General features: G+C 39.6%; 24 protein-coding genes. 13 read left to right on the top strand and 11 right to left on the bottom strand.

The features are described 5' to 3' along the window. The first annotated feature begins 162 nt into the window (after nucleotides 1-162). A complete protein-coding gene (locus G3I01_RS14900) occupies nucleotides 163-450 on the top strand; it encodes a hypothetical protein (protein ID WP_219549116.1) in 288 nt (95 codons plus the stop codon). Nucleotides 451-460: 10 nt separating this feature from the next. Here the strand turns inward: G3I01_RS14900 and G3I01_RS14905 are convergent, their stop codons facing one another. Further along, nucleotides 461-649: a hypothetical protein gene (locus tag G3I01_RS14905; RefSeq protein WP_219549118.1), complete on the bottom strand. Its 189-nt coding sequence runs from the start codon at nucleotides 647-649 to the stop codon at nucleotides 461-463. A 71-nt stretch (nucleotides 650-720) separates the two neighbouring features. On the opposite strand from G3I01_RS14905, the gene G3I01_RS14910 reads away from it, so the two are divergent. From G3I01_RS14910 to G3I01_RS14940, 7 genes are read left to right on the top strand one after another with little or no spacing between them, the layout of a single operon-like run. After that, nucleotides 721-3126: a TraG family conjugative transposon ATPase gene (locus tag G3I01_RS14910; RefSeq protein WP_219549120.1), complete on the top strand. Its 2406-nt coding sequence runs from the start codon at nucleotides 721-723 to the stop codon at nucleotides 3124-3126. 2 nt (nucleotides 3127-3128) lie between these two features. Continuing rightward, nucleotides 3129-3710, top strand: coding sequence for a conjugal transfer protein (locus tag G3I01_RS14915; protein ID WP_219549122.1), 582 nt, complete (start codon nucleotides 3129-3131; stop codon nucleotides 3708-3710). Between the two features lie 8 nt (nucleotides 3711-3718). After that, nucleotides 3719-4555: a hypothetical protein gene (locus tag G3I01_RS14920; RefSeq protein WP_219549124.1), complete on the top strand. Its 837-nt coding sequence runs from the start codon at nucleotides 3719-3721 to the stop codon at nucleotides 4553-4555. A 12-nt stretch (nucleotides 4556-4567) separates the two neighbouring features. Next, nucleotides 4568-5182, top strand: coding sequence for a conjugal transfer protein TraK (locus G3I01_RS14925; RefSeq protein WP_219549126.1), 615 nt, complete (start codon nucleotides 4568-4570; stop codon nucleotides 5180-5182). Beyond that, nucleotides 5172-6104, top strand: a complete 933-nt coding sequence (traM, locus tag G3I01_RS14930) for a conjugative transposon protein TraM (RefSeq protein WP_219549128.1) — start codon at nucleotides 5172-5174, stop codon at nucleotides 6102-6104. Before G3I01_RS14925 ends, traM begins: the two co-directional genes overlap by 11 nt. Nucleotides 6105-6124: 20 nt before the next feature. Then, nucleotides 6125-6985, top strand: a complete 861-nt coding sequence (locus G3I01_RS14935) for a DUF4138 domain-containing protein (RefSeq protein WP_219549130.1) — start codon at nucleotides 6125-6127, stop codon at nucleotides 6983-6985. Nucleotides 6986-6991: 6 nt separating this feature from the next. Continuing rightward, nucleotides 6992-7354: a DUF4878 domain-containing protein gene (locus G3I01_RS14940; RefSeq protein ID WP_219549132.1), complete on the top strand. Its 363-nt coding sequence runs from the start codon at nucleotides 6992-6994 to the stop codon at nucleotides 7352-7354. A gap of 4 nt (nucleotides 7355-7358) precedes the next feature. On the opposite strand, the gene G3I01_RS14945 is transcribed toward G3I01_RS14940, so the two are convergent. The 10 genes from G3I01_RS14945 to ssb form a co-directional block, all read right to left on the bottom strand. Next, a complete protein-coding gene (locus tag G3I01_RS14945) occupies nucleotides 7359-7505 on the bottom strand; it encodes a hypothetical protein (protein ID WP_219549134.1) in 147 nt (48 codons plus the stop codon). Nucleotides 7506-7651: 146 nt separating this feature from the next. After that, nucleotides 7652-8233: a hypothetical protein gene (locus G3I01_RS14950; RefSeq protein ID WP_219549136.1), complete on the bottom strand. Its 582-nt coding sequence runs from the start codon at nucleotides 8231-8233 to the stop codon at nucleotides 7652-7654. Between the two features lie 4 nt (nucleotides 8234-8237). Beyond that, nucleotides 8238-8408 carry a hypothetical protein gene (locus G3I01_RS14955; RefSeq protein ID WP_219549138.1) on the bottom strand — a complete coding sequence of 57 codons (171 nt, stop codon included), beginning with the start codon at nucleotides 8406-8408 and terminating at the stop codon, nucleotides 8238-8240. Between the two features lie 67 nt (nucleotides 8409-8475). Beyond that, entirely contained in the window at nucleotides 8476-11073 is a 2598-nt protein-coding gene (locus G3I01_RS14960; protein ID WP_257710644.1) for an Eco57I restriction-modification methylase domain-containing protein, read from the bottom strand. A 180-nt stretch (nucleotides 11074-11253) separates the two neighbouring features. Continuing rightward, nucleotides 11254-12105: a hypothetical protein gene (locus G3I01_RS17170; protein ID WP_257710645.1), complete on the bottom strand. Its 852-nt coding sequence runs from the start codon at nucleotides 12103-12105 to the stop codon at nucleotides 11254-11256. Nucleotides 12106-12280: 175 nt separating this feature from the next. After that, on the bottom strand, nucleotides 12281-13864 hold the full coding sequence (locus tag G3I01_RS14965) for a type IV secretion system DNA-binding domain-containing protein (protein ID WP_219549140.1): 1584 nt from the start codon (nucleotides 13862-13864) through the stop codon (nucleotides 12281-12283). 11 nt (nucleotides 13865-13875) lie between these two features. Further along, nucleotides 13876-14907, bottom strand: a complete 1032-nt coding sequence (gene mobB / locus G3I01_RS14970; protein WP_219549141.1) for a MobB family relaxase — start codon at nucleotides 14905-14907, stop codon at nucleotides 13876-13878. 16 nt (nucleotides 14908-14923) lie between these two features. Then, nucleotides 14924-15271 carry a BfmA/BtgA family mobilization protein gene (locus tag G3I01_RS14975; RefSeq protein WP_219549149.1) on the bottom strand — a complete coding sequence of 116 codons (348 nt, stop codon included), beginning with the start codon at nucleotides 15269-15271 and terminating at the stop codon, nucleotides 14924-14926. A gap of 413 nt (nucleotides 15272-15684) precedes the next feature. Beyond that, nucleotides 15685-16134, bottom strand: coding sequence for a JAB domain-containing protein (locus G3I01_RS14980; protein ID WP_219549151.1), 450 nt, complete (start codon nucleotides 16132-16134; stop codon nucleotides 15685-15687). Between the two features lie 72 nt (nucleotides 16135-16206). Further along, nucleotides 16207-16560 (bottom strand): single-stranded DNA-binding protein, encoded by a 354-nt coding sequence (ssb, locus tag G3I01_RS14985; protein WP_026914924.1) that lies wholly within the window; start codon nucleotides 16558-16560, stop codon nucleotides 16207-16209. A 766-nt stretch (nucleotides 16561-17326) separates the two neighbouring features. Between ssb and G3I01_RS14990 the strand changes: the two genes are divergently transcribed. The 5 genes from G3I01_RS14990 to G3I01_RS15010 all read left to right on the top strand — a co-directional run bounded on the left by G3I01_RS14990 (nucleotide 17327) and on the right by G3I01_RS15010 (nucleotide 21575). Continuing rightward, on the top strand, nucleotides 17327-17830 hold the full coding sequence (locus tag G3I01_RS14990; protein ID WP_219549153.1) for a cytochrome c: 504 nt from the start codon (nucleotides 17327-17329) through the stop codon (nucleotides 17828-17830). 32 nt (nucleotides 17831-17862) lie between these two features. Further along, nucleotides 17863-18432, top strand: coding sequence for a fasciclin domain-containing protein (locus G3I01_RS14995; protein WP_108172010.1), 570 nt, complete (start codon nucleotides 17863-17865; stop codon nucleotides 18430-18432). Nucleotides 18433-18458: 26 nt separating this feature from the next. Continuing rightward, the gene (nosZ, locus tag G3I01_RS15000) at nucleotides 18459-20423 is read left to right on the top strand and encodes a Sec-dependent nitrous-oxide reductase (protein WP_219549155.1); all 1965 of its coding nucleotides are present in this window, start codon (nucleotides 18459-18461) and stop codon (nucleotides 20421-20423) included. Nucleotides 20424-20519: 96 nt separating this feature from the next. Next, nucleotides 20520-21137, top strand: coding sequence for a hypothetical protein (locus G3I01_RS15005; RefSeq protein ID WP_219549157.1), 618 nt, complete (start codon nucleotides 20520-20522; stop codon nucleotides 21135-21137). A gap of 3 nt (nucleotides 21138-21140) precedes the next feature. Next, nucleotides 21141-21575, top strand: coding sequence for a nitrous oxide reductase accessory protein NosL (locus tag G3I01_RS15010; RefSeq protein ID WP_108172013.1), 435 nt, complete (start codon nucleotides 21141-21143; stop codon nucleotides 21573-21575). The last annotated feature ends 2 nt before the right edge of the window (nucleotides 21576-21577 follow it).

The following is a 21577-nucleotide window of genomic DNA, read 5'->3' on the forward strand; positions in this document are numbered from 1 at the left end:
CACCTAAAAAATCCATAGAATTTATTGCTAAATAATATCAAAAAAGCACAGCCTAACTCAATCTTTATTTTATCCACAAAACGCTGATTTACAATTTTTTAAAGCCTTCTATTTGTAATTTTCTCATAACGATATTTTCACCCAAACTAAAACCGAGTCGTTATGAAAAAAACTCTTCTTCTAATCAGTCTTATCACTTTTACCTCCTCTTCAGCTTTTGCACAGATAGGTGGAATTGAAGATTCTGTTAATGATGTATCTGATACCATTAGAACCATCTTCCCCATCATCCTTGGCGTGATCTTCCTGGTGGGTTTCCTTTTCAATGCAGGCCACTTTTTCGGCGAAAACGCCGACCTTAAGAAAGGGATAACCCGGGTATTGGTCTTTGTTCTCATCGCTGGAGCTGTAGTTGGTATTTTCACTTACCTGATTACAATCGTGGTCTAATGAAAAGCTTTCAGCCATATAAGAACATCCGTAAGAAGGCAATGATCTTTGGCCTGCCATTATCTTCATTTGCATTGATGATGGTTTCCATCATAGCTTGTTTACTCGTCATAATTTTTTCATTCAGTTTCATCATGGTGATTGGAGTTCTTTGCTTCAATACCACACTATATATTTCCCTGCTCAGATTAACCAACACCCCCCGGTTCTTTCTGATAAAAGCTTCCTATCCGGAAATCATAAGCAATAGAAAACAATCAAACCTCTATTATGAAAAGCCTTAAACTTTCTGCATACCATCCAATTTCAGATATTCAGGAGAATATCATCTTTTCCACTAACGGTAATGTGGTGGCTTGCTATGAGGTAATTTTACCGGAAATCTATTCCTTATCTGAAAAGGATTTTGAAGATCTGCACAATATTTGGTTCCAGGCAATTAAAAGCCTACCGGCCGGAACGGTAATTCATAAACAGGATATCTATCTGAAGAAGTCTTATTCTTCGGAACGTTTACCTAAATCTACCTATTTAGCAGAGGCAACACATACATATTTCAAAAGGCGAAATTATATTGATCATAGCTCTTACCTCTTTTTCATTTCAAGCCGTAATAAGGCACTTAATAATCCCAAATTCGTAAATCCTTTCCGGCAAATTCAGAAAGCTGTTATCAGCGAGTTGGATGAAAATGTAAAGGCCTTTTTAAACTCGGTTAGAGATGCGGTTTCATTTATCAATAACAGTCGCAAGATCAACCTAATTCCAGCGCAAGAAGGTATGATCCAGAACCTGACCAATGCTTATTTCAATGGGTTTAATGAAGGTTTTGATACCGATATACTCCTGGATAAGGAACAGTTCAACATTGGAAAAAACTATTTTGATGTGCTTGCTGTCAATAGTGAGCTATGCTTTGGGGAAAACGTTCAAACTAGCAAGACCAATGATAGGTTCACTTCAGATGACTTTAAATTTCATCAGGGATTTATTGACGGGTTTGGACTTGCCTTAAAAGAAAATCATATTGTTAACCAGGTTCTTTATTTAGACGACAAGCATAAATGGAGAAAACTGCTTGATAAGAAAGTCGAGGAATTAAAAAAAAGCTCCAATTTCGGATCTCAGAACAAGGTAATCCTTGGGAAAATTCAGGATATCCTGGAGCAGATCAACGCCGATGATACTTCCCGGATCATCAGGGGGCATTTGAACATAATTTTCTGGGATCAGGAGATCAAAACCCTGAATACGATTGCTTCAAGAATTAAAACCGAATTCAAGGAGCTTGACATCGTTCCCTATTACCCGAAAGGAACAGAACGCAAAAATTACATTCTGAATAGCTACTGTTGCTTCTCTTCTAACTTTTCGAATGAGGATCTATATGTAACCGATCTTAAACATGGACTCTGCCTCTTACTAAATAACACAAATTATAAATCAGATCCTGAAGGCATTATTTTCAATGACCGGGAGCATAACATTCCTGTTGTTAAAGATGTCTGGGATGAAGCCAAGAAACGAATCAAAGCACGAAACTTCGCGATCTTCGCTCCTACTGGAGAAGGAAAATCATTCCTGGCTAATAATATCCTTCGGCAGTACTTTGAAAACGGGGTTCGCCTGGTCATAATCGATTTAGGAGGATCTTATACCAAGTTTGCTAAACTTTATCCTGGTAAGTTCACCGTTTTACGCTACGAAAGCGGAAAGAATTTAGGAATTAATCCCTTCTATGTCCATGACACCTCAGATATAAGCCCAGAACGCCTGGAAGAACTTTCGGTATTCCTGTTTGAACTATTGGCCTCAGGCCATAAGATCACCAAGGCCGAATCGGTTTCTATCAAAAAGATATTGCGCTTTTATTACGATAGTCTTCCAGCTAATCATTCCCTGAATAACTTTTATCATTTTATTGAAAACAACCAAAAGGATCTCCTGGAGGGTCTGAAGATCCATGCGGATTACTTCAATATTTCAAACTTTCTCCACATCATGTCTGAATATGTAGATGACGGTCTCTACAGTTTCCTGTTCGAGGTAAATGAGGACCAAACATATAAGATTGAAGATAAACGACTGATCGTTTTCGAATTGGATGAAGTAAAGGATAACAAGGAAATCCTATCCGTCATGTTGAAGCTTATCAAATCGGCTATCCAGAGAACAATCTGGAGAAACAGGTCAGAGAAAGGAATTATCCTCTTTGATGAATTTGCCAAGCAATTAAAGTTCGAGAATGTCCTGGAAAGCGTGGAGTTCTATTACCAGGCCATCCGGAAACAGAACGGTGCCATTGGCATTATCCTGCAATCCATAAATCAGCTTCCGGAGAATAGTACTTCAGCAAGTATCCTTGAGAATACCCAGGTGATCTATAGCCTTCATAATGAAAAAGGATATGAGGAACTGGTTAGGAGATTAAAGTTGTCAAGCCATGATCTAAACCAGTTAAAATCGATACGAAACAATCTTACCGGTGATCGAAAATACACCGAGATATTCATAAAAATAGGTAAGGAAAGCAATGTATTTCGCCTGGAAGTTCCCAGAGAAGTATATGCAGCCTATCTCACCGATGGATCTGAAAACGAGCAGATAATGGCTCTTTATGAAAAACATAAATCCATGGAACAAGCAATTAATGAATTTATCTCAAAAACCCGATAACAATGAAAAACAAGATTTTCACCCTGGTACTGGCTTTGGCATTTACCTTTATAATGCCTGGAAGAGCAACCGCACAAGGGATGCCCGTATATGATAATACTAATTTTCTAAGCCTGGCAAAATCCCTAATCGAATCGGCTAAACAAACATCCCAGTTGCTCAAAACGGTAGATTTTCTAAGGCAGCAAAAAGAAAACCTCGAAAAGGTTAATAATGTGGTCAAACAATTACAGGCTGTACAGGAAATTACCAAGAATAATCAACGGCTTTTTGACCTGGTAAGAGAGGATCTTCAAGAGATACTTAATTCTCCCTATATCAAACCGGAAGAAATTAACCGCATTTCAGAATCCTTTAATTCAATTATCCAGAATTCCCTGGATGACCTTGCTTTTATAGATCAGATCCTTTCCAGTGATTATTTAAAAATGACCGATGCAGAACGTGCCGCCATTTTAAAAGAAAAGGAAATTCAGTCCAAAGAAATGGTTTCTGAAATCCAGCTTAAAACCCAGCGCTATCGTGATATCATTTCCTTCAGGGAGATGCAGGATAAGATCAATAATCGGGAAACCGGGTTTTAAGTGAGCTGATGGGCATCTTTTTAGGAATCGGCTTGGAATATGTAGACGCTGTTTTCCAGGTCATTAAGAACAGTGATTTCTCCCAGTATACCATTGCCGGTATGAAAACCCTTGCCGTATTGTTCTTCCTGGCAAACATCCTTAAAAAGTATAACGAGGGGATCGCCGATAAAGATGGCTATACCTGGGGACTGAGCCCTGGAGAACTGGCAAAAAATTTTGCAGTAGTACTACTGGTGATCTTTTCAACGCAGGTTCTTGATTTTTTCGATAGTATACTGGTCTCCATTGAAACCCAATATAAAGATACTGCTTCTGCCCTGATCCCTCTGCAGCTTCAGGATATAGACCTGGAAACCGAAGTTGGCCCATTTGAGGTCGCCACCAAAGCGATGGCATTACTCCATGATGCCCTGGTAACTCCATTGTATCCCGTAAAAGTCATTTCTTTTATTGTTGGTTTGTTCCTATGGGTATTAGATCTATTCATTTACCCGCTCTTCCTGGCTGAACGCTATTTCCTGCTGGGGATCTTACAGGCATTCTTTCCCCTGGTCATCAGCCTGGCCGTTTTCGAGAAATTCAGGGATATGGCCTATAATTTTTTCAAGTTGTACGCCGCGGTATATATGCTGGTGCCCGCCTTCTTCCTGGTCAATGTATTTGTAAACAACCTTTATTCAGAGATCAATACTAACTTCTGGTCTAATCTTTTAGGAAACTCGACAGACAATAATATCATCAGGATCATAGTAGAGGCCGGATCCATAGGTTTTATCGTATTCCTGAAATTCAAACTTTACAGCCGGGCCACTTCTTTCACCTTTAAACTCTTCAACTCTTAAACCGAACCAATTATGAAAACAGCTTACCGAAATATCTATTCAGTTTTAAAATTAAACCGGCTGGTAGTGATTAGTGTAGTGATCCTTGCCATGGTTTCCAGCGGATTCTCTGGCTGGATGGTCTATAATATTTACAAGGAAGCCATCAACAGTTCTTTCGCGGTTAATACAGACGGATCTGTAATTCCATTAAAATGGGTAAAGCAAAAAGAAAATATGGAAGTAGAAGCATTGGCCCACCTGGAACTCTTTCATACCTACTTCTATAATATAGATGCCAGTAATTATAAAAGCAACCTGGATAAGGCTCTCTGGCTGGGTAACAGCTCAGTAGATGATCTTTACCGCCAGAAAAAAGCCGATGGGGTCTATAACCGGCTCATTCAGTATTCCCTGGTTCAGAAAGTACTGAGCATAGAATCTGAAGTTGACCTGTCGGTGGAACCCTATTTATTCCGAACCAAAACCATTTTTGAGATCAATCGCGGTACGATCACCGATACCTACGAACTGATCTCGACCGGGAACATCATCCTGGTAGATCGAAATTACCCGAATAATACCCATGGCTTTCTCATCACCAATTATTTCGAAGAATCCTTAAAAAAACTGAATTATGAAAATTGAAAAGAACAAGGTGGTTTTTGCCAGTGTACTGGCCGTAGTACTCATTTTCATAACCGCCTATACCTACATGGTATACTCTGAAGATGAAAATGAAACTGAAAACCTGGATCAAACAACAGTTCCCAAATTAGAGGGCGAAGAGAAAGAATATGAATCAAAATTAGATGCCATTAATGCGCTTAAGGAGATAAGAGAAACCAATGCACCCAGTATTTATGATGAAAGCCTGATAGATACCGCCGGTTATTATGATCCTGAACTTAGTGAACGTGTAAAACAAAGGATGATCGATAGCATTTATGAGCTGGGAAGCCTGAGAAGCGAGAAGCTGAACCAGCAATGGCAGCAGGAAGAAATCATCAAACCTGAAATTACCCTGAATGACCCTGAGGAACAAATCAATGCTGAAATAAAACAACCCCTCTCTGCCCGGGAACTGGGGCTTGAACATCTGCTTTTCTTTAGCTCGAACCCTGCTCCTATAGTGGGAATGGACAACCCGAATACCAATAACTGGATCTATGCTGAAGTGGACGGTACCCAGGTGGTAAAAAAGAATTCCAGGTTACGTATGCGGCTTAGCGAGGATGCAAAAATAGCTGGGCGGATTTATACAAAAAATAGCCTGGTATATGGCTTTATCAGCTTTCAGCCTAACCGTGCCCTTATCGAAATTGAACACATAGATCACCAGCCGGTAAAACTCAGGGCTTTTGACCTGCAGGACGGTAGCGAAGGCATCTATATAGAAAACAGTATGAGAGCCGAGGCCACCCGGGAAGTAGTTGATGATCTAATCCAGGATATCAATATCGCCGGTGTACCCCAGGTGAGCGGGATCAAAAATGTCTTCCAGCGTAATAACCGGAACATCAGGGTAACGGTCACCAATAATTATAAACTCATTTTAAAACCTAACTAAAGAAATTAAATCCACGAATTATGAAGACTTTATTAATAACCCAAATCCTTTTTTTGCCCTTTCTTGCTGGAAATATATTTGCCCAGGCAACAATTTCCAGCCGACCAAGTAGTCACGTCTTGGATACCATTTTCGCCAATGATTCCAAGAATGTGGCCCTGTTCTTCCCTGCCCCTATCAGGCAGGGAATTACGGGATCAGAAAACTTTGTATTTACCTATAACCGGGAAAAAGAACAGAATTTTGGTCTGCTACAGGCCCAGCCGGGAGATGAAAGTAATTTGCTCATTATCAGCAGTAGTGGCGCGGTTTTTTCGTATATTGTAGCTTATAAAAATCAGCTCGAAAGGCTGAATTATTTTATCTCCGAAGATCAACGTATTGGCAGTTTAAGACCTGCCAATGAGGATACTCTCCAAACGAAGGTAACGGCACAAAAGGCCGGGAATATAGATACTTATTTTAAAAGATTTAGTGAATTTTTAATTGGTAGAAACCAGCGAATAGGCAGGATCAAAAAGCGACAAAACGGTATTAGTCTAAGTGTAGAAAATATCGTTTTCCAGAAGGAAGCCCTGTATTTTGTAGTTGAGATCGATAATGGCTCAACGCTGGATTATGACCTGGACTTTTTAAAGTTCTATACCCAGACCAGGAAACAGGGAAAGAAGAAATCCATTCAAAAGCTGGAAATAGAACCGCTTTATGTGTACAGGCTTCCGGTGATGATCCCGGAACAGCAAAGCAGGAGAATGGTATTTGTAGTTCCAAAATTCTCCCTGGCCAATGACAAACAATTGCTAGTGGAACTCAAAGAACTCAACGGGGAGCGTGCTGTAGAATTAATTGTAAAACCCCGTTTTATTAATAACCCTAATTGACCAACTATGAAACGACTTCTTATAATAGGAATGCTGACTTTCCTTATCTCTTGTAGCGAAAGCCCCAAAACACCGGTAGAAACTTCCCAAATCGTGGTGGAAAGCTTTTACCAGCGAAACAATGGACAGTTGGAGGAGTATACCACTCTCGGTCTTTATAACTCTTATATGGCCGTCCAGGAACAGATGACCAATGGCAAAAATGGAAGCTCGAACTTCAAGGTTGTCAAAGACACCATCTATGGTGATACTGCCTGGGTAAAGTTTAATTCTGCCTATGCCGACCGGCCGGAGACTTTTAAACTGATCAAGCAGAATGGCAAATGGAAGGTAACTGAAACCGGTTTACGGGAACGGAGTCCATTTTAAACGCCTATTTCGAATTATCTTCCTTAGGCCTCAAACTGGTTGAAGGTTTAGGAATATTTGCTCCATTCTGAGACTTCTTCAATGGACTGTCCCAATTTGTGTTTTTTCCAATACTGGGTTCTTTTGAAATGGATTTTTTATTTTCAGCCATATGTTTATTTTTTGTTTTCTTTATCAGTTGTCGGCCTTAAATTGTTGCTAGGTTTTTTAATCGGGTTACCTAAATCTATTTTTCCTTTTTTTGTCTCGCTTTTGTTTTTATCGTTAGCCATAGGTTATTTATTTTTGGAATTATTATTAAGTTTCGAATCTGGTTTTTGTATAGTTTGTCCCTTTTGTTCGTAATTTTTGGGTTTGGGTTGTTGCCTGTTCTGAGGTTTTGAATTCTGATCCTGATTGTTCTTTTTTGCCATTATAAATATTTATTGTTACGTACATAATTATTGCTGTTAAACCAATTCCTAGTGACCATATTGTAATCTTATTCAACCTATCAATATTCCTATTTCGGTTTTCAAGGTTGCTGTTGAAATCATCAAATGTTAAATCATAAGATATAACCTGATCTATTTCATCCGCACTCTTATTTAATGATTTGCTCGACAAATAATGACTTACCAGATTTACGAAAAGGGTTATTGCCAAAAGTCCCCAGCCAGCAGCTATTAGGAATATAGCTTTTGCATTACCTACGGGAACTATTTTATCATGAAAAGTAAGAGTTAAAGCTAGGGCTCCAGAGGTTATAAATGTCATGGCTTTCTCAAAGGAATCATGACTTTTAGTTTGTTGATCGTAAATTGATGATCTATACTCTTCCCAACCTTTTAATTGTTCTGCACTAAATTTCGAATTCGTAATATTTTCTGTTTTATCCATTATATTATGAATTCTCCACAATCTCAATCTCCTCCTCCGTCAACCCATATAGCTCATAAACCAGCCGGTCGATTTCTTTTTCCAAAGAAGAGTTGTCGGCGCTAGGGTTTTCTTTTTTTATTTTCAGCAGGCTGGCAACTTGAGACTTCAATTTATCTTCTATTTCTGGTGCCACCTTTTTGGGCAAAGGAAAGGGATTCAGATAATTAGTTTTAAAGGTTCTGGCATCTCCTTGTAAAGTATCACCAGTAGTTTTGAGAAACCACCATAACAATTTTGAATTCGCTATAGCTAAAAGAAATTCGTAAGATTCTTTGACATTTTCTTTTTTTGACCCAACTGTAAACTTTTGTGGTATGGTATAAATTTTTCTTATTTAATGTAACATTGGGATGAGTTGCACAAATTTCCATTGAAGATAATTTTGGTTGTTCAAATTTGCTTAGGTTTTTGGGATATATGTAAGCGTTCCAGTGAAGCTTTTTACCAGCTTTCCCACTTTCTCTTGCCTTAAATACTTTTTCATGGTCTTTAACGTAATTGTAGGTCTCAGGAAATTTTTTCTTTATTTCATCAAGAGAAATTATCTCAGCTGTATTATTAATAATTCGGTAGGGAAAAAACACGTATTTATCTGTCACAAGATGCCCATAACGATGTACATCTTTACCCATTAAAAATGGCTTAAATAAATCAGTTTCTAAATCATAAGTTTTGTCACTGATAGGTACTCGCAATGTAAAATCTGAACCATCCACTTTCTCTAAAACGAAGAGAGAATCTCTACTCGTCTGCAATCCTACAAAGATGTCTTCAAAAACTTCAGAAAATAATCTAGCTTCAGAATAGATTTTATTAAATACATTAAAACCTAAATTTTTTTCAAAAAGGACCCATTGATTGCCTCCGTAAAGTTCGGATGATCTTTTAATCATTTCAAAAGTAATGAAGGTATAGAGCTTTTTATCTAACATTAAATTCCTAAAATCTGATTTATATTTAAATCGTTGAAAGAGGAATCCAATTTTCGGTCTCCTATTAAACTGGCAAACACAAGTGTAAGTATCAGCATCTTCAAAGACCATGTTCGCACCAAAATGTGCTACTTCTTCAATAAAATGTCCCTTCTCGAGGTATTCCCTAAACACTTCAGATGATGCCGAATTAAAAAATTTATGAGGGAAAATAAAAGCATTATTGCCCTCTAGAGAGGAAATATTATTAGCCAATTCAAAAAAAATGTTTGCTATGTCATAAGCTCCTTTTGCATTTTCGTAATTCGATTCATAAAAATTTTTCTCTTGAGGTTGAGATGATTGAATCTCCTGCACTCTCATATATGGTGGATTTCCAATTACCACATCAAAACCTCTAAAGTCCCCCTCATCATCCAATACTTCGGGAAATTCAAAGCGCCACTCAAAGGCGTTTTCATAGATCTTATTGTCCTTGATCTCTGCGATCTCGGTTTCCAGCTTTTTACTCTCCTTGGTCAGTTTCTCCAGCTTTTTGTTCCAGGCCGCTTTTTCCCGTTTAGATTGTTCAAAAAGTTTGGTCTGGTTGGCCATGATAAAGATCTCTCCCTTCACCTTTTGCAGCCTCTTTACTTTGGGGTCATTAGAAGATATCTCGCTTCTAAAATCATTCTTGATATCGTGGATGATGCGCTCCATCTCCCGCTTCTGCTCCTTATTCTCGGCATTCCGGTAAGTATCCACCGCCACCCGGTAGCTGTCGATGCTCCATTTGCTATCCTTTAAGGCCTTGCTCAGGTCGGCATCCAGGTCGAAACGGCTTATCAGGGAGTTCCCACACTTGATGTTGATATCGATATTGGGCAGGGTTTCCAGTTCGGTCTCATTTCTATAATAAGCATTCTTTAATAGCTCTATCCATAATCGCAGGCGGCAGATCTTAACAGAGTTGGAATTTATATCCACACCAAAAAGACAGTTCTCAATGATCTGTTGCTTTTCATGGAAAAGCGCTTCCTGTACCCGCTGGCTTTCCTTAGAATTAGGATTGTATTCAAATAGTTCGCCTTCTTCATCGGTCACCACCAGTTCGTCGTTTACCACCTCCACCTGGTACTCCTTTAATCTTCTGCCACTACGATCCTGCAGGATATTCAGGTCGTTCTTAATGGAGATCATTTCATTTAAAGCAGAAACTAAAAAGTGTCCAGATCCTACAGCGGGATCACAGATCTTCAGACTGTTTATAATTTTATTGGCTTCCTCACGGTCTTCTATACAATCGTATAGTTCATCCAGGTCTTTACAATTCCAGCCTTTGGTTTCGTTGAACTTTTGCACCACCGCTTTCCTGATGGTTTCCCGGCACATATACATAGTGATAAAACCGGGAGTAAAGAAAGACCCGTCTTTATACCCATTGATCTTTTCAAAGATAAGCCCCAGCACCGAGGCATTGATAAGCGTTTTATTATCCTCCTGTATGGTCTCCCCACCTTCACTGCTAAAGTCATAGGCATTCAGAAATTCAAACAGGTATTCCAGGGCATTCAGCTCTCCGGTTCTCTTCTTTCCTTTTTTATCCTTGAGGACGGTGGCACTGTAAATAGGAAGGATCTTATCGTCCCGTAGGTTGCTTATAAATAAGGTGGAATGTTCTATATCGGTTGGTTCAAAAAGCGAACTGTTCAGGTAAGGCACCTTTTCGAACAATGCCTTTACATCTTCATTTCGCTCTCCGTGTTGTCTCGCCAGCACCTGGAAAAATAAACTGTTTAGATCATCATAATTATGAATTCTATCCATGTTTAAGAACTCATAAGATCTATCTCCTTTATGATAGGTAACCAGCTGGGCTTCCAGCAATTTTAAGAACAGGATTCGGTTAAGCCAGGTTATACTTAGCTCAAGACCAACATTAAACAGGCGTTCCTGTTGATTCGCTCCAAACTGTAAAGGATTCTCCAGTCGGCTTATCTTATCGGTACTATCCAGCTGTATGATGGCATTCTCCAGGAAAGATCCCGTATTGCGCTTACCTTCCTTCTACCGTTCGATGATCTTCTTGCCTCCCTGTTTGGTTTCGGTCAGGCCTATGATATGCAATAATTCGCCATAAAATCTTTTGTCCAGGCTGTTGCTATCGTTGGTAAAAGGCAGTTTGAGCAAATGTTCAGGAGAAAAAAGCTTGAAAAGGGTAATTAACTTATTGTCGTCTTTCGGGTTATTATTTCGAAGTGGCTTCTCATAATTCCGGATATCGAAGTAAGTAAACTCCAGTGATGTATCCAGTTGAGCTATAAAAGGTTCGGCAACTTCCCGGTAAAAGAAATCGGTAGTTTTCCCGGCCAGTCTCCCAGCCTCAAAATCCTCAAATTGATTTACCAGTTTCTTATTTTGTGCGAAAGATTTTTCGAAAATATTGGCATCGAAAATATACCATTCGTTGATATTGGTAGCTACCAGGTATTTCACTTCCAGGTTTTTCTGGCTGATTCGTTCCCTTAGATAATACAAGACCAGTTCCTGGAAAGCCTTTACATTGATCCTTTCCCGGCTGATCATTTCACTCTTATTCTTAGGCTTTTTAGCCTCAATGATCACCCCCACCGTACTTTTCGCCTTCTTGCCGTTATGGATCACCAGGTCGTTGCGCCCCTTAGTATTAATGAAATGGTCTGGATCGTAATAGGTCTTTTTCAGGAAATCGGTGACCAGGTTCTTATGAAATTCCTCAGACTCGGAATCATTGGTTCGATCCAGTAATTGTTTAAGGTTCTCTTTAAAGCTCTCTATGCGGGAGCGATTGGGTTTTACCTTTAAAAAGGCCTTATTAAGTGCCTTTCTTGGTTTGAGTATATTGAAACTTTTTGAATTGGTTTCCTGTTCCGTCTGCATGCAGAAATGAGGTTAGTTTAATAACAGAGAGCTAGTAGGGAACACTCTCTGAAATGGAAAATCATAAAATATAACTTCCCCTTATAAATTTTTAACAAGATATAAAGAAGATCCAAATCTTAAAATCTAAAATATAAAAAGCTATCAACAGGAAATCAAGTGATAGGCTGGAAGTTTATTTTCCAAAGATCGAATGCGCCTCAGCAAGTATTTTTTTAAAGTTCGCTTCGATCTCTTCTTCTGAGTAATATACCGATGAGTCCGGCAAACTTCTTTCTATGGAAGGGTTTAGAAATTGCAATTTTCTGTCCTGTCCATCAGCATACGTAATAAACTCTCCCTGTTTCAACCTAAAAAATACATCTGCCCTGATCTTTGGCACCTCTTTTTCACCGGTAGTCACCCGGGTGTCAAAGTCCAGGGTATAGCCACGGCTGATACTTCGCGTAGGATCCTTGATGATCTCAAAAAAGCGTTCATAATATTTGGCGGTATCAGGGTCGTTCACCTTTCCGAAGAACTGATAAGAAAGGTTAGCCAGGATCGCCTTGCTTGCCTTATCACCGTACATCATATCATTCTGGATCTTATCCTGCATAACATAAACAGTCGCGATATCGTAGCTCCTTAAAGTGGCCGGGATACGATGCATATTGAGTAGCCTGATGGTAGGAGCTTCTTCCATCAGGAGAAAAGAAGGATTGGACCTCCTAACGCTCATTTGTTTGGTGATGGTATGCATGATGGTCGCGATCACAGGCGAATAGGCGGTTTCATATTTGGGATTGTTCACCAGGCTTATTACCGCCGGATTTTCCGGGTGGTTGATATTCAGCGGGATTTCATCTGCCGAAAGGACCATAAATATGTGCTTGGTGCTGATTTTCTTCAGGGCATTAGACAAGGTACTTTTCACGCCGGCAGTTTGTCTTTCAGAATCCTTTCCGCTAATAAAGGCATTGGCCATGGTTCTTGAGATAGGATTTGTATCCAGGAAAGCGATCAGGCTTTCGGTATCCAGTAATTGAAAGATCATGATCAGGTGAGGCAGGGTACATAACTGGGGATAGGAGGTTTTCAGTTTCCAGATCAATCCACCAATCAAACCCTCAGCCGCATCGTTAAAGAACTTATTGGTTCCCGTGGCCCCTGTTTCTTTTTGCTCCAGAAGATTTCCAATGAGCACCCTGGAAATTTCGTTTACGCTTTCCTCATTCTCAAGATACCTTGGAGCAATGGGATTGACCCGATGAACGATCTTATCGAAGGAAACTATATAAAAAGGAATCTGTGATCTTTTAAAAACGGGATAAGCCATTTCGGTCAGTTCAAAATCTTTGTAATCATGTATAACCCCGCTGAATGAATAGTTACTGAAATGTTTAAGAAAACCATGTACAAGGCTTTCAGTTTTCCCGCTACCAGCTGAACCTATTATGGAAACTCCCCTCCGAATATTATTGATCGAGAATTCACCCTTATTTGTCTTAAAAGTCACCTGGTATTTCATGTCCACGTTCTCCTTCCTTTTATCCTGATGGAAAACATAAAATATGGTATTTCCTAAGAGCAAAGGACATCCAAGGTATAAGCTTAATTCTGAAATATAATTTAGATCCAGCTCTGGATAAACAAGGTAAACAAGAAGACAAAAACTAATGATCAGGTTGAATAAATAAGCCATTTTAAAGATCCGGAAATTCAGGAAAAACAGGAGGTAAAGTCCGAATACAACTAGTATAATATTAATGGCTGTCATAACATTATTAATTAAACCCCGATGGAACCGGAACTTATCGCTGTATCTATTCCGCGCTTCAGCTTATTGAAGATTTTAAGTGCCAGTTGCGCTTTATTGACCGGGATAGCAGGAATCATAGGCACTCCCCTTTCTCTTAGCATTTTAAAAGCAATCGCTTTTTCATTCGCAGGTAAACCCAGCAGCACGGAAAAATAGATCTTGGGATCTTTAATAAATTGTTTCCTGGCCTCATAAGTTTCCACAAAATTTCGTTCATATTTGAATAGGCGGTCAAAGCTTTGCTCTGCCCTGTTGAAAAAGGCGTCTCTGTCAAAACCCCGTTTTACAAGTTTTCCGTTAAACTCGACTTCAGAAGATTTGTATTTACTTCCCGGGGAAAGGCTAAAGGAATTAGACATATCCTTTCGGCTAACGATGATATGGATATGGCTTTGGTTTCCCGCTTTTAACATGCCTTGGGTAATTCGCTGTCCATTTAACTGATGCGGCGCCTCCTTCTCAAGTCGGGCTATCATTTTTTCCAGTTTTGAGACATCTCCACTTATTTCTCCGCGTTTGATTTTTTGAATTTCATCCTTACACTTCAATATTCTTGTAGCATACGGCTGATTTTCCCGGACCTGAACATCGGTACCTTTAAAAGTCCTCTGGTGTTCTATTTTCGCATAATACTTTATGTCTTGAACGCTTATAGCTTTTCCATTGATTTCCCTGTTAAAACTGGCCGCATAATCTTTCATGATCTCACGGGTATAGGTCTTTAGGTCCAGGCTATGATTTTGTAATCTTCGAAGCTCATACTGCGACGGGCTCACCGTGATGGAATAGAATTTAGGTTCTACTTTTTTTAATTTTGAAGTATTGGCATCTATCTCTCTAACAACTTCATGGGCGCTTAGCTTTTCCCCACTCTGGTTAAAGAAATGTTCCATTTCTTCTATTTCGAGATTCTGGTTTTCCTTCTCCAAGTATTCCACATAATCGGCTGCACTTTGAGAAAAAGTACTTCCTAATTTCTGAGGGGTGATGGTGATATACATTTTAATGGTCTTGATATTATAACTTCTTTTCAGGTAAAGTTGGATCCCTTTTTTCCAGGATCAGGGGTTTCTTTTTGGGTTCATTTTCTTCCAGTAGCGATTGCAAAATAGCCAAGGTAGGATTTGCTTTATTCTTCTCTACATTCTTCATGATCGCAATGATCGCATTGGTTCTTTTTTTCAGGGAGTTTTCTATTTTTCTTCCTGTAGGACCCAATCTTTCCTTTGGAGAAATCTCGTTAAAGAAGAAAAAATCGAGCATGGTAGAAAGTGCTTCTGTATGGGTTTTGAAATGGGTACGGGAAAATTCCTGAAAACGTTCCGCGGTTTCTTTCTTAAATCGAATGTTTTTAAAAGGCTCCATATTTTCACTTTATTATGAAATTTGCCGCAAATCGATGCCTGTTTACAGGGCTTTCGAATCGATTTGCCGCAAATCGATGAAAAATCAAAATTCCCCGAATTTGAAATCAACTGAAAAACCTGGCGTTTAGAAAGAAAATGGAACATGTAACATCGCGTAGCGTGTTATCCTCTTGCTATTCCATTTCCGTCACGCGCAGGCGTGACAAAAATTTCATACAAACCCGGCAAGGGTGAATTGCATCTTATTAAATAAAAATTTTGATAATGATGTTGAGCAGCGAAAGTCAGAATAGTAGGCTCAACATAGTATTTAAATTCGCTGGTTTACAGCTTTCTAAATATACGATTTTTATAAATTAAGGAATAAAAAAGACCTGAGTTTATCAGGTCTTATAATTAGATCATTATGGTTTATAAAAGTCCTTCATCTGCAAAACTGAAGAACTGGCCGTCTGGAGTTAAGATCAGGTGATCCAAAACTTTTATATCCAAAAGTATGGCAGCCTTTATGATCTTTTCGGTTAACCTTTTGTCTGCCTCACTAGGCTTTAATGTTCCGCTGGGATGATTATGAGATAGAATTACTGCCGTTGTTAAACTCTTAAGTATAACGGCGAAAACTATTCTAAGATCTACCATAGTTCCGGTGATTCCACCGCTGGAAACCTCATAAATACCTTTAACCCTATTGGCGTTATTGAGTAACATAATCTTAAAACATTCCTGTAGCCCAATTTTATCTTTATTCCAGGTCTTGTAAAAAACCGCGGTTGCATCTTCAGAAGAGGTGATCTTTGGAGCCTCTGTAATTTTAAAACTACCTCTATATTTTATCGATATTTCATTAACTTTAGTTTTCATATTAATCGTATTTAAGGGTTAAGTGAAAAGAGGGCGTTACCGTGAACAAGTACCCGCCCTCTTATTTTTTAACTACCTGACTGATTCGTCATTTCTTGCACCTAATAGAAGGATTTCATTGGCTTCCACTTCAGTAACGTATCGCTTTACGCCTTCGTTATCCTCGTAGCTTCTGGACTTCAGTTTTCCGCTTACCCCTATCTCTTTTCCCTTGCTGGCATATTTCTCGATAATTTCCGCGGTTCTTCCCCAGGCTACTATGGTATGCCATTCGGTGTTCTGAACTTTCTCACCCTGTTCATTTTTGTAAAACTCATTGGTGGCAAGTGAAAAACGGGCAACTTTCTTTCCGCTTTCAAGGTTCGTGATTTGTGGCTCCTGGCCCACATTCCCGATCAACTGTACATGATTTCTTAAAGTGCTCATGATTATAATATTTAAGATTAATAATTTACCTGAACCTTTCAGGCTTTTGCTTTTATATGATTTACTTTTTGTATCTGGAGCGTTTTCCTTTTTTGTTGTTTTTGAGGCGGCTTCCATTGATATGTTATCGTATGATTTCATGATGTCCATTTTAGATTTACTTCCCGTAGCGCCTTCGCTGTTACCTTTTTTTTGTTGCTATACAGTTTTCAATATTTGGAATTGAAAAGGACTTATAAAAAGGAGCTTGCGACTGGCTTATGCAGTCCGTCAATTTCCAAATGTTGGTATTTTGCTGTCAAAAAAAAGAGTGAGACAGTGAAGGCGTGGAAGTTTTTCTAAAGGACGATGTGAAATATGATAATATGGGAAGCCACCTCAAATATTTAAATGGAATTCCGCTTAAGCGGACTCCATTCTCGATTGTGGATGGAAGGGAGTAATCCAATTTATTTAATAGGTTTGGATTTGCGAAATGTAGGCCTAAGATCGGGGATGGTGTCCAAGACTTTTAAAGCGAAGCTCTTTGCCCGAAATGTAGCTGTTTAGCGAAATGCAGCGGCAATTTGCTGAGCTTTATTTCCTAATTTTATTGGATTTTCCCACCAATTAGATCAGAGTAATTTCCCAATTTTCAGTTTCCAATAATAAAGCAATTAAAAATAAATATCATATAAAGGACAAAATTGTCCTTTATATGATATTTGTCATATTTTCTGATTCCCTTCCACTATATTTTTGATTTAACATTTAAATATCTATCACCATGAAATATGTACTAAAAACTCTTGGTCTACTGATTTTGTTAATAATCATTAGCTGTGGCGGAAAAGAAGAAAAGAAGGAATCTGATGAAATTCAGCTGGGAAACTACGCTAAAAAAGAAGAAGTGAAAAAGCCTGAAGCATCATCTGCTAATGTTGACATGAATGACATGAGCAACAAAGGGATCGGGCCTATCAAAAAAATAGAAATTCCTGATGAGATAGACCATGAAATGGCAGCTAAGGGTAAAGCCATCTTCGATTCCAAATGTATGGCCTGCCATAAACCCGATAAGAAATTCATCGGTCCTGCCCCAAAAGGAGTTCTGGACAGAAGGTCCCCGGAATGGGTGATGAACATGATGCTCAATCCTGAGGAAATGATCCTTAAAGATCCTATCGCAAAACAATTATTAATAGAACACAACGGCTCTCCCATGGCCAATCAAAACCTGACCGAGGAAGATGCCAGACAGCTTCTGGAATACTTTAGGACGCTTGACTAAAGCCTAGAAACAGCTAACTAAATCAATTAAATATGAAAGCAATTATCAAATTTTTTCTATTGACAATTCTCATTGCGGGTATTTCCGCATGCAGAAATAGCAGCGAAGCAGAAGAAGAGGATATTTCTGCTTCAACAGAACAAGCCAGTGAAGAAAGGCAGGGCCAGGCTTTTGTAAAGGATGATGTTTCAGAGCCTACTGTTCTCGACATTGCAATACAGTCTGAAGACCACTCGACCCTGGTGGCAGCCGTACAGACCGCCGAACTGGAAAATGCCTTGGTTAACGCAGGGCCATTAATGGTCTTTGCCCCTACCGATGAAGCGTTTGAAGCACTACCTGAAGGTACCGTGGATGATCTTTTAAAACCTGAGAATAAAAATAAGCTCTCACTTATACTAAAACACCATGTAACGCCGGGAAAATACGATAAGGAGTTTCTCAAGAAGTTCAAAAAACTGGGACAGGCCAGTGACCTTAGCGTCCCCGTGGAAGTCAAAGGTGAAGATGTGTATGTGGGTGGAGCTAAAATAATTGCTAGTGTGCCTGCCGGCAACGGGATTGTACACGTGGTTGACAAAGTAATAATTCCCGAAAATTAATAAGCCTATAAATCAATCTTACAATCATGAAAAAATCAGTTTTATTTATAATATCGCTGTTCATGTCAGCAACTTTCATTAGCTGTAATAACAGTGAAAACTCCAAAAATGGAGATCGTGGAGCCTTAGCATCCAGTGCCGCTGAAAAAACATACGTGGCGCCCGGAGAACATGATGAGTTCTACGCGTTCATCTCAGGAGGGTTTAGCGGACAGTTATCTGTCTACGGTCTGCCTTCCGGAAGGTTATTAAAGGTTATTCCTGTATTTTCTCAGGACGCTGAAAAGGCCTGGGGATATAACGAGGAAACAAAACCTATGTTAAACACTTCCCACGGATTTATCCCATGGGATGATGCTCACCACCCCGACATTTCCCAAACCGCTGGAAAACTGGATGGACGCTGGGTATTTATTAACGGTAACAATACGCCGAGAATTGCCAAGATAGACCTTACTACTTTCGAGACTACAGAGATCATTGAAGTACCAAACTCTGCAGGAAACCACAGTTCATCTTTCGTTACTGAAAATACTGAATATGTTGTCGCAGGAACCAGGTTCTCTGTACCAGTACCTCAGCGCGACATGCCTATAAATGAATACAAAGGTAATTTTAAAGGTGCGCTTACATTCATTAGCGTAGAACCCGAAGAAGGGCATATGGACATCAAATTCCAACTAATGATGCCTGGATTTGATTATGATCTTGCTCATCCGGGACGTGGAAAATCCCACGGCTGGTTCTTTTTCTCTACTTATAACACCGAAGAGGCCAACACCCTTATGGAAGTTAACTCTTCACAGAACGATAAGGACTTTATCGCGGCGGTTAATTGGAAGAAGATCGAAGAATATGTGAATAACGGCGGTGGTAATAAAGTGCCGGCAAATTATGCTCATAATATCTACGACGAGGAAACTCATACGGCAACCTCAACAATGAAGAAAGAGGTGCTTACAGTAGATCCTCTGGAAGTTCCTGGAGCAGTATTCCTTTTACCTACTCCTAAATCCCCTCACGGTTGTGATGTGGATCCAACAGGAGAGTATATCATTGGGAACGGTAAACTATCAGCCGACCTTACCGTTCACTCCTATTCTAAGATGATAGATGCAATAGAGAATGAAAAATTTGACGGAGATGCATACGGAATTCCGATCCTGAAATTTGAGGACGTTCTTGCAGGAACTGTTAAACAGGCAGGTCTGGGACCACTTCATACAGAATTTGACGGTAAAGGAAACGGATATACTTCTTTCTTCATCTCTTCTGAAGTTGTAAAGTGGAACGTTGAAACCCAGGAGGTAATAGACAGAAAACCTAGTTATTACTCTGTAGGGCACGTAATGATTCCAGGAGGAAACTCTGCTGAACCATTCGGTAAGTATGTTGTTTCAATGAACAAAATCACTAAAGATCGTTATCTGCCTACAGGTCCTGAGGTAACTCATTCTGCACAGCTTTATGATATCTCTGGAGAAAAAATGGAGTTACTACTTGATTTTCCAACTATTGGAGAACCGCATTACGCGGCAGGTATTCCGGCAGATATTATCAAACCTAATTCCAAGAAGATCTATAAACTGGATGAGAACAAACACGAACACGCAACCCTTTCTAACGGAGATGCCCGCGTGGAAAGAGACGGGAATGAGGTTCATGTTTATATGACCATGATTAGAAGCCACTTTACACCTGACAATATTGAAGGTATCAAAGTTGGAGATAAAGTGTACTTCCACGTTACCAATCACGAACAGGATTACGATGTGCCCCACGGAATCAGTATGATCGGTGCCAACACCTCTGAATTGTTGATTATGCCCGGACAGACCGAAACCTTCGTCTGGGAACCAAAACAACCCGGAGTGTGGCCATTCTACTGTACCGACTTCTGTTCAGCACTGCACCAGGAAATGCAGGGATATGTTAGAGTCTCTCCTGCTGACTCAAACATAGAACTAAGCTGGTCACTAGGTGAAGATTGATGTTTAGTTAGATTGGAAATGCATGAATGAGACGGCGTGTGTTTCCGTAAGGCGGGAGGTTGATGAGCTCTCGCCTTTCTCTTAAAATATATAACGATGAAAAAAGCCGGAATAATAATGATCATTGGCTCTCTGCTTTTGCTGGGCCTGTTTAAGTTCCCTCTGTGGAATATCATGCTGGGTGCTCCGCAATATCCTGATCCTCTTGGAATGAATATCCACATAACGGGGATTAAAGGAGTTCACGAGTTCGATATTCAAAACATAGATGGCCTTAACCATTATATAGGGATGAAAAAGATCCCTAAACCTGAAGAAATGTGGGAGTTTGATGTATTTCCAAAGGTGATTTTGGGAATGGTGATCCTGGGAGTGGTAATAGGTCTTTTAGGCATTTTCAAAAAACTAAGCTTTAGGTGGTTCCTGGGCTGGCTTATCCTGATGAGCATCCTTGGAGTTCTTGGAATGTATGACTTCAATCTCTGGCTTACCGAATATGGTACCGACCTGGACCCGAATGCCATCATGAAAATGACACATCCAGACGGATCGCCAATGACCTACAAGCCACCTCTGTTCGGGCACCAGAAAATGCTGAATTTTGACGTGGATTCCTATCCGCATACAGGAGGCTATATGCTGTTTGCTGGAATGCTACTTACTCTCATTGCATTCTTCGTTGGAAAAAGAGAATGGAAAACTCAAAAAATTTAGATCATGAAAAGTTCAATTTACATACTCATTTTAGCCTTAAGCCTGATCTCCTGCGAAATAGGTCCAGAACCCATCCATTATGGAGAAGATGGCTGCGAATACTGCAAAATGACCATCGTTGATCGACAGCATGCTGCCGAACTGGTTACCAGTAAAGGCAAGGTTTATAAATTCGATGCGATTGAATGCATGGTCAATTTCAGGAAAGATCACAAGGATATTCAATATGCTCTTTACCTGGTTACTGATTTCAGTAATCCGGGAGAGCTTGTAGATGCTACTATATCTACATTCCTGATCAGTGAAAATATTTCGAGTCCAATGGGCGCAAATCTTTCAGCTTTTTATGATGAATCTGCTGCTAGAGAGATCCAATCAACTCATGGAGGAGAAATATATGACTGGCATGAAATTCAACCATTTATCGGTAAAAACTAACC

It is taken from the genome of Gramella sp. MT6, assembly GCF_019357415.1.
GTDB lineage: Bacteria > Bacteroidota > Bacteroidia > Flavobacteriales > Flavobacteriaceae > Christiangramia.

What these genes read in the sequence shown, in the direction of transcription:
- G3I01_RS15010 (WP_108172013.1), top strand. Translation starts at nt 21,141, where the DNA reads ATGAAAAGTTCAATTTACATACTCATTTTAGCCTTAAGCCTGATCTCC.
- G3I01_RS14940 (WP_219549132.1), top strand. Translation starts at nt 6,992, where the DNA reads ATGAAACGACTTCTTATAATAGGAATGCTGACTTTCCTTATCTCTTGT.
- G3I01_RS15005 (WP_219549157.1), top strand. Translation starts at nt 20,520, where the DNA reads ATGAAAAAAGCCGGAATAATAATGATCATTGGCTCTCTGCTTTTGCTG.
- G3I01_RS14995 (WP_108172010.1), top strand. Translation starts at nt 17,863, where the DNA reads ATGAAAGCAATTATCAAATTTTTTCTATTGACAATTCTCATTGCGGGT.
- nosZ (WP_219549155.1), top strand. Translation starts at nt 18,459, where the DNA reads ATGAAAAAATCAGTTTTATTTATAATATCGCTGTTCATGTCAGCAACT.
- G3I01_RS14900 (WP_219549116.1), top strand. Translation starts at nt 163, where the DNA reads ATGAAAAAAACTCTTCTTCTAATCAGTCTTATCACTTTTACCTCCTCT.
- ssb (WP_026914924.1), bottom strand. Translation starts at nt 16,560, where the DNA reads ATGAGCACTTTAAGAAATCATGTACAGTTGATCGGGAATGTGGGCCAG.
- G3I01_RS14920 (WP_219549124.1), top strand. Translation starts at nt 3,719, where the DNA reads ATGGGCATCTTTTTAGGAATCGGCTTGGAATATGTAGACGCTGTTTTC.
- G3I01_RS14935 (WP_219549130.1), top strand. Translation starts at nt 6,125, where the DNA reads ATGAAGACTTTATTAATAACCCAAATCCTTTTTTTGCCCTTTCTTGCT.
- G3I01_RS14910 (WP_219549120.1), top strand. Translation starts at nt 721, where the DNA reads ATGAAAAGCCTTAAACTTTCTGCATACCATCCAATTTCAGATATTCAG.
- G3I01_RS14925 (WP_219549126.1), top strand. Translation starts at nt 4,568, where the DNA reads ATGAAAACAGCTTACCGAAATATCTATTCAGTTTTAAAATTAAACCGG.
- G3I01_RS14915 (WP_219549122.1), top strand. Translation starts at nt 3,129, where the DNA reads ATGAAAAACAAGATTTTCACCCTGGTACTGGCTTTGGCATTTACCTTT.
- G3I01_RS14980 (WP_219549151.1), bottom strand. Translation starts at nt 16,134, where the DNA reads ATGAAAACTAAAGTTAATGAAATATCGATAAAATATAGAGGTAGTTTT.
- G3I01_RS14975 (WP_219549149.1), bottom strand. Translation starts at nt 15,271, where the DNA reads ATGGAGCCTTTTAAAAACATTCGATTTAAGAAAGAAACCGCGGAACGT.
- G3I01_RS17170 (WP_257710645.1), bottom strand. Translation starts at nt 12,105, where the DNA reads ATGCAGACGGAACAGGAAACCAATTCAAAAAGTTTCAATATACTCAAA.
- mobB (WP_219549141.1), bottom strand. Translation starts at nt 14,907, where the DNA reads ATGTATATCACCATCACCCCTCAGAAATTAGGAAGTACTTTTTCTCAA.
- G3I01_RS14945 (WP_219549134.1), bottom strand. Translation starts at nt 7,505, where the DNA reads ATGGCTGAAAATAAAAAATCCATTTCAAAAGAACCCAGTATTGGAAAA.
- G3I01_RS14965 (WP_219549140.1), bottom strand. Translation starts at nt 13,864, where the DNA reads ATGACAGCCATTAATATTATACTAGTTGTATTCGGACTTTACCTCCTG.
- G3I01_RS14990 (WP_219549153.1), top strand. Translation starts at nt 17,327, where the DNA reads ATGAAATATGTACTAAAAACTCTTGGTCTACTGATTTTGTTAATAATC.
- G3I01_RS14950 (WP_219549136.1), bottom strand. Translation starts at nt 8,233, where the DNA reads ATGGATAAAACAGAAAATATTACGAATTCGAAATTTAGTGCAGAACAA.
- traM (WP_219549128.1), top strand. Translation starts at nt 5,172, where the DNA reads ATGAAAATTGAAAAGAACAAGGTGGTTTTTGCCAGTGTACTGGCCGTA.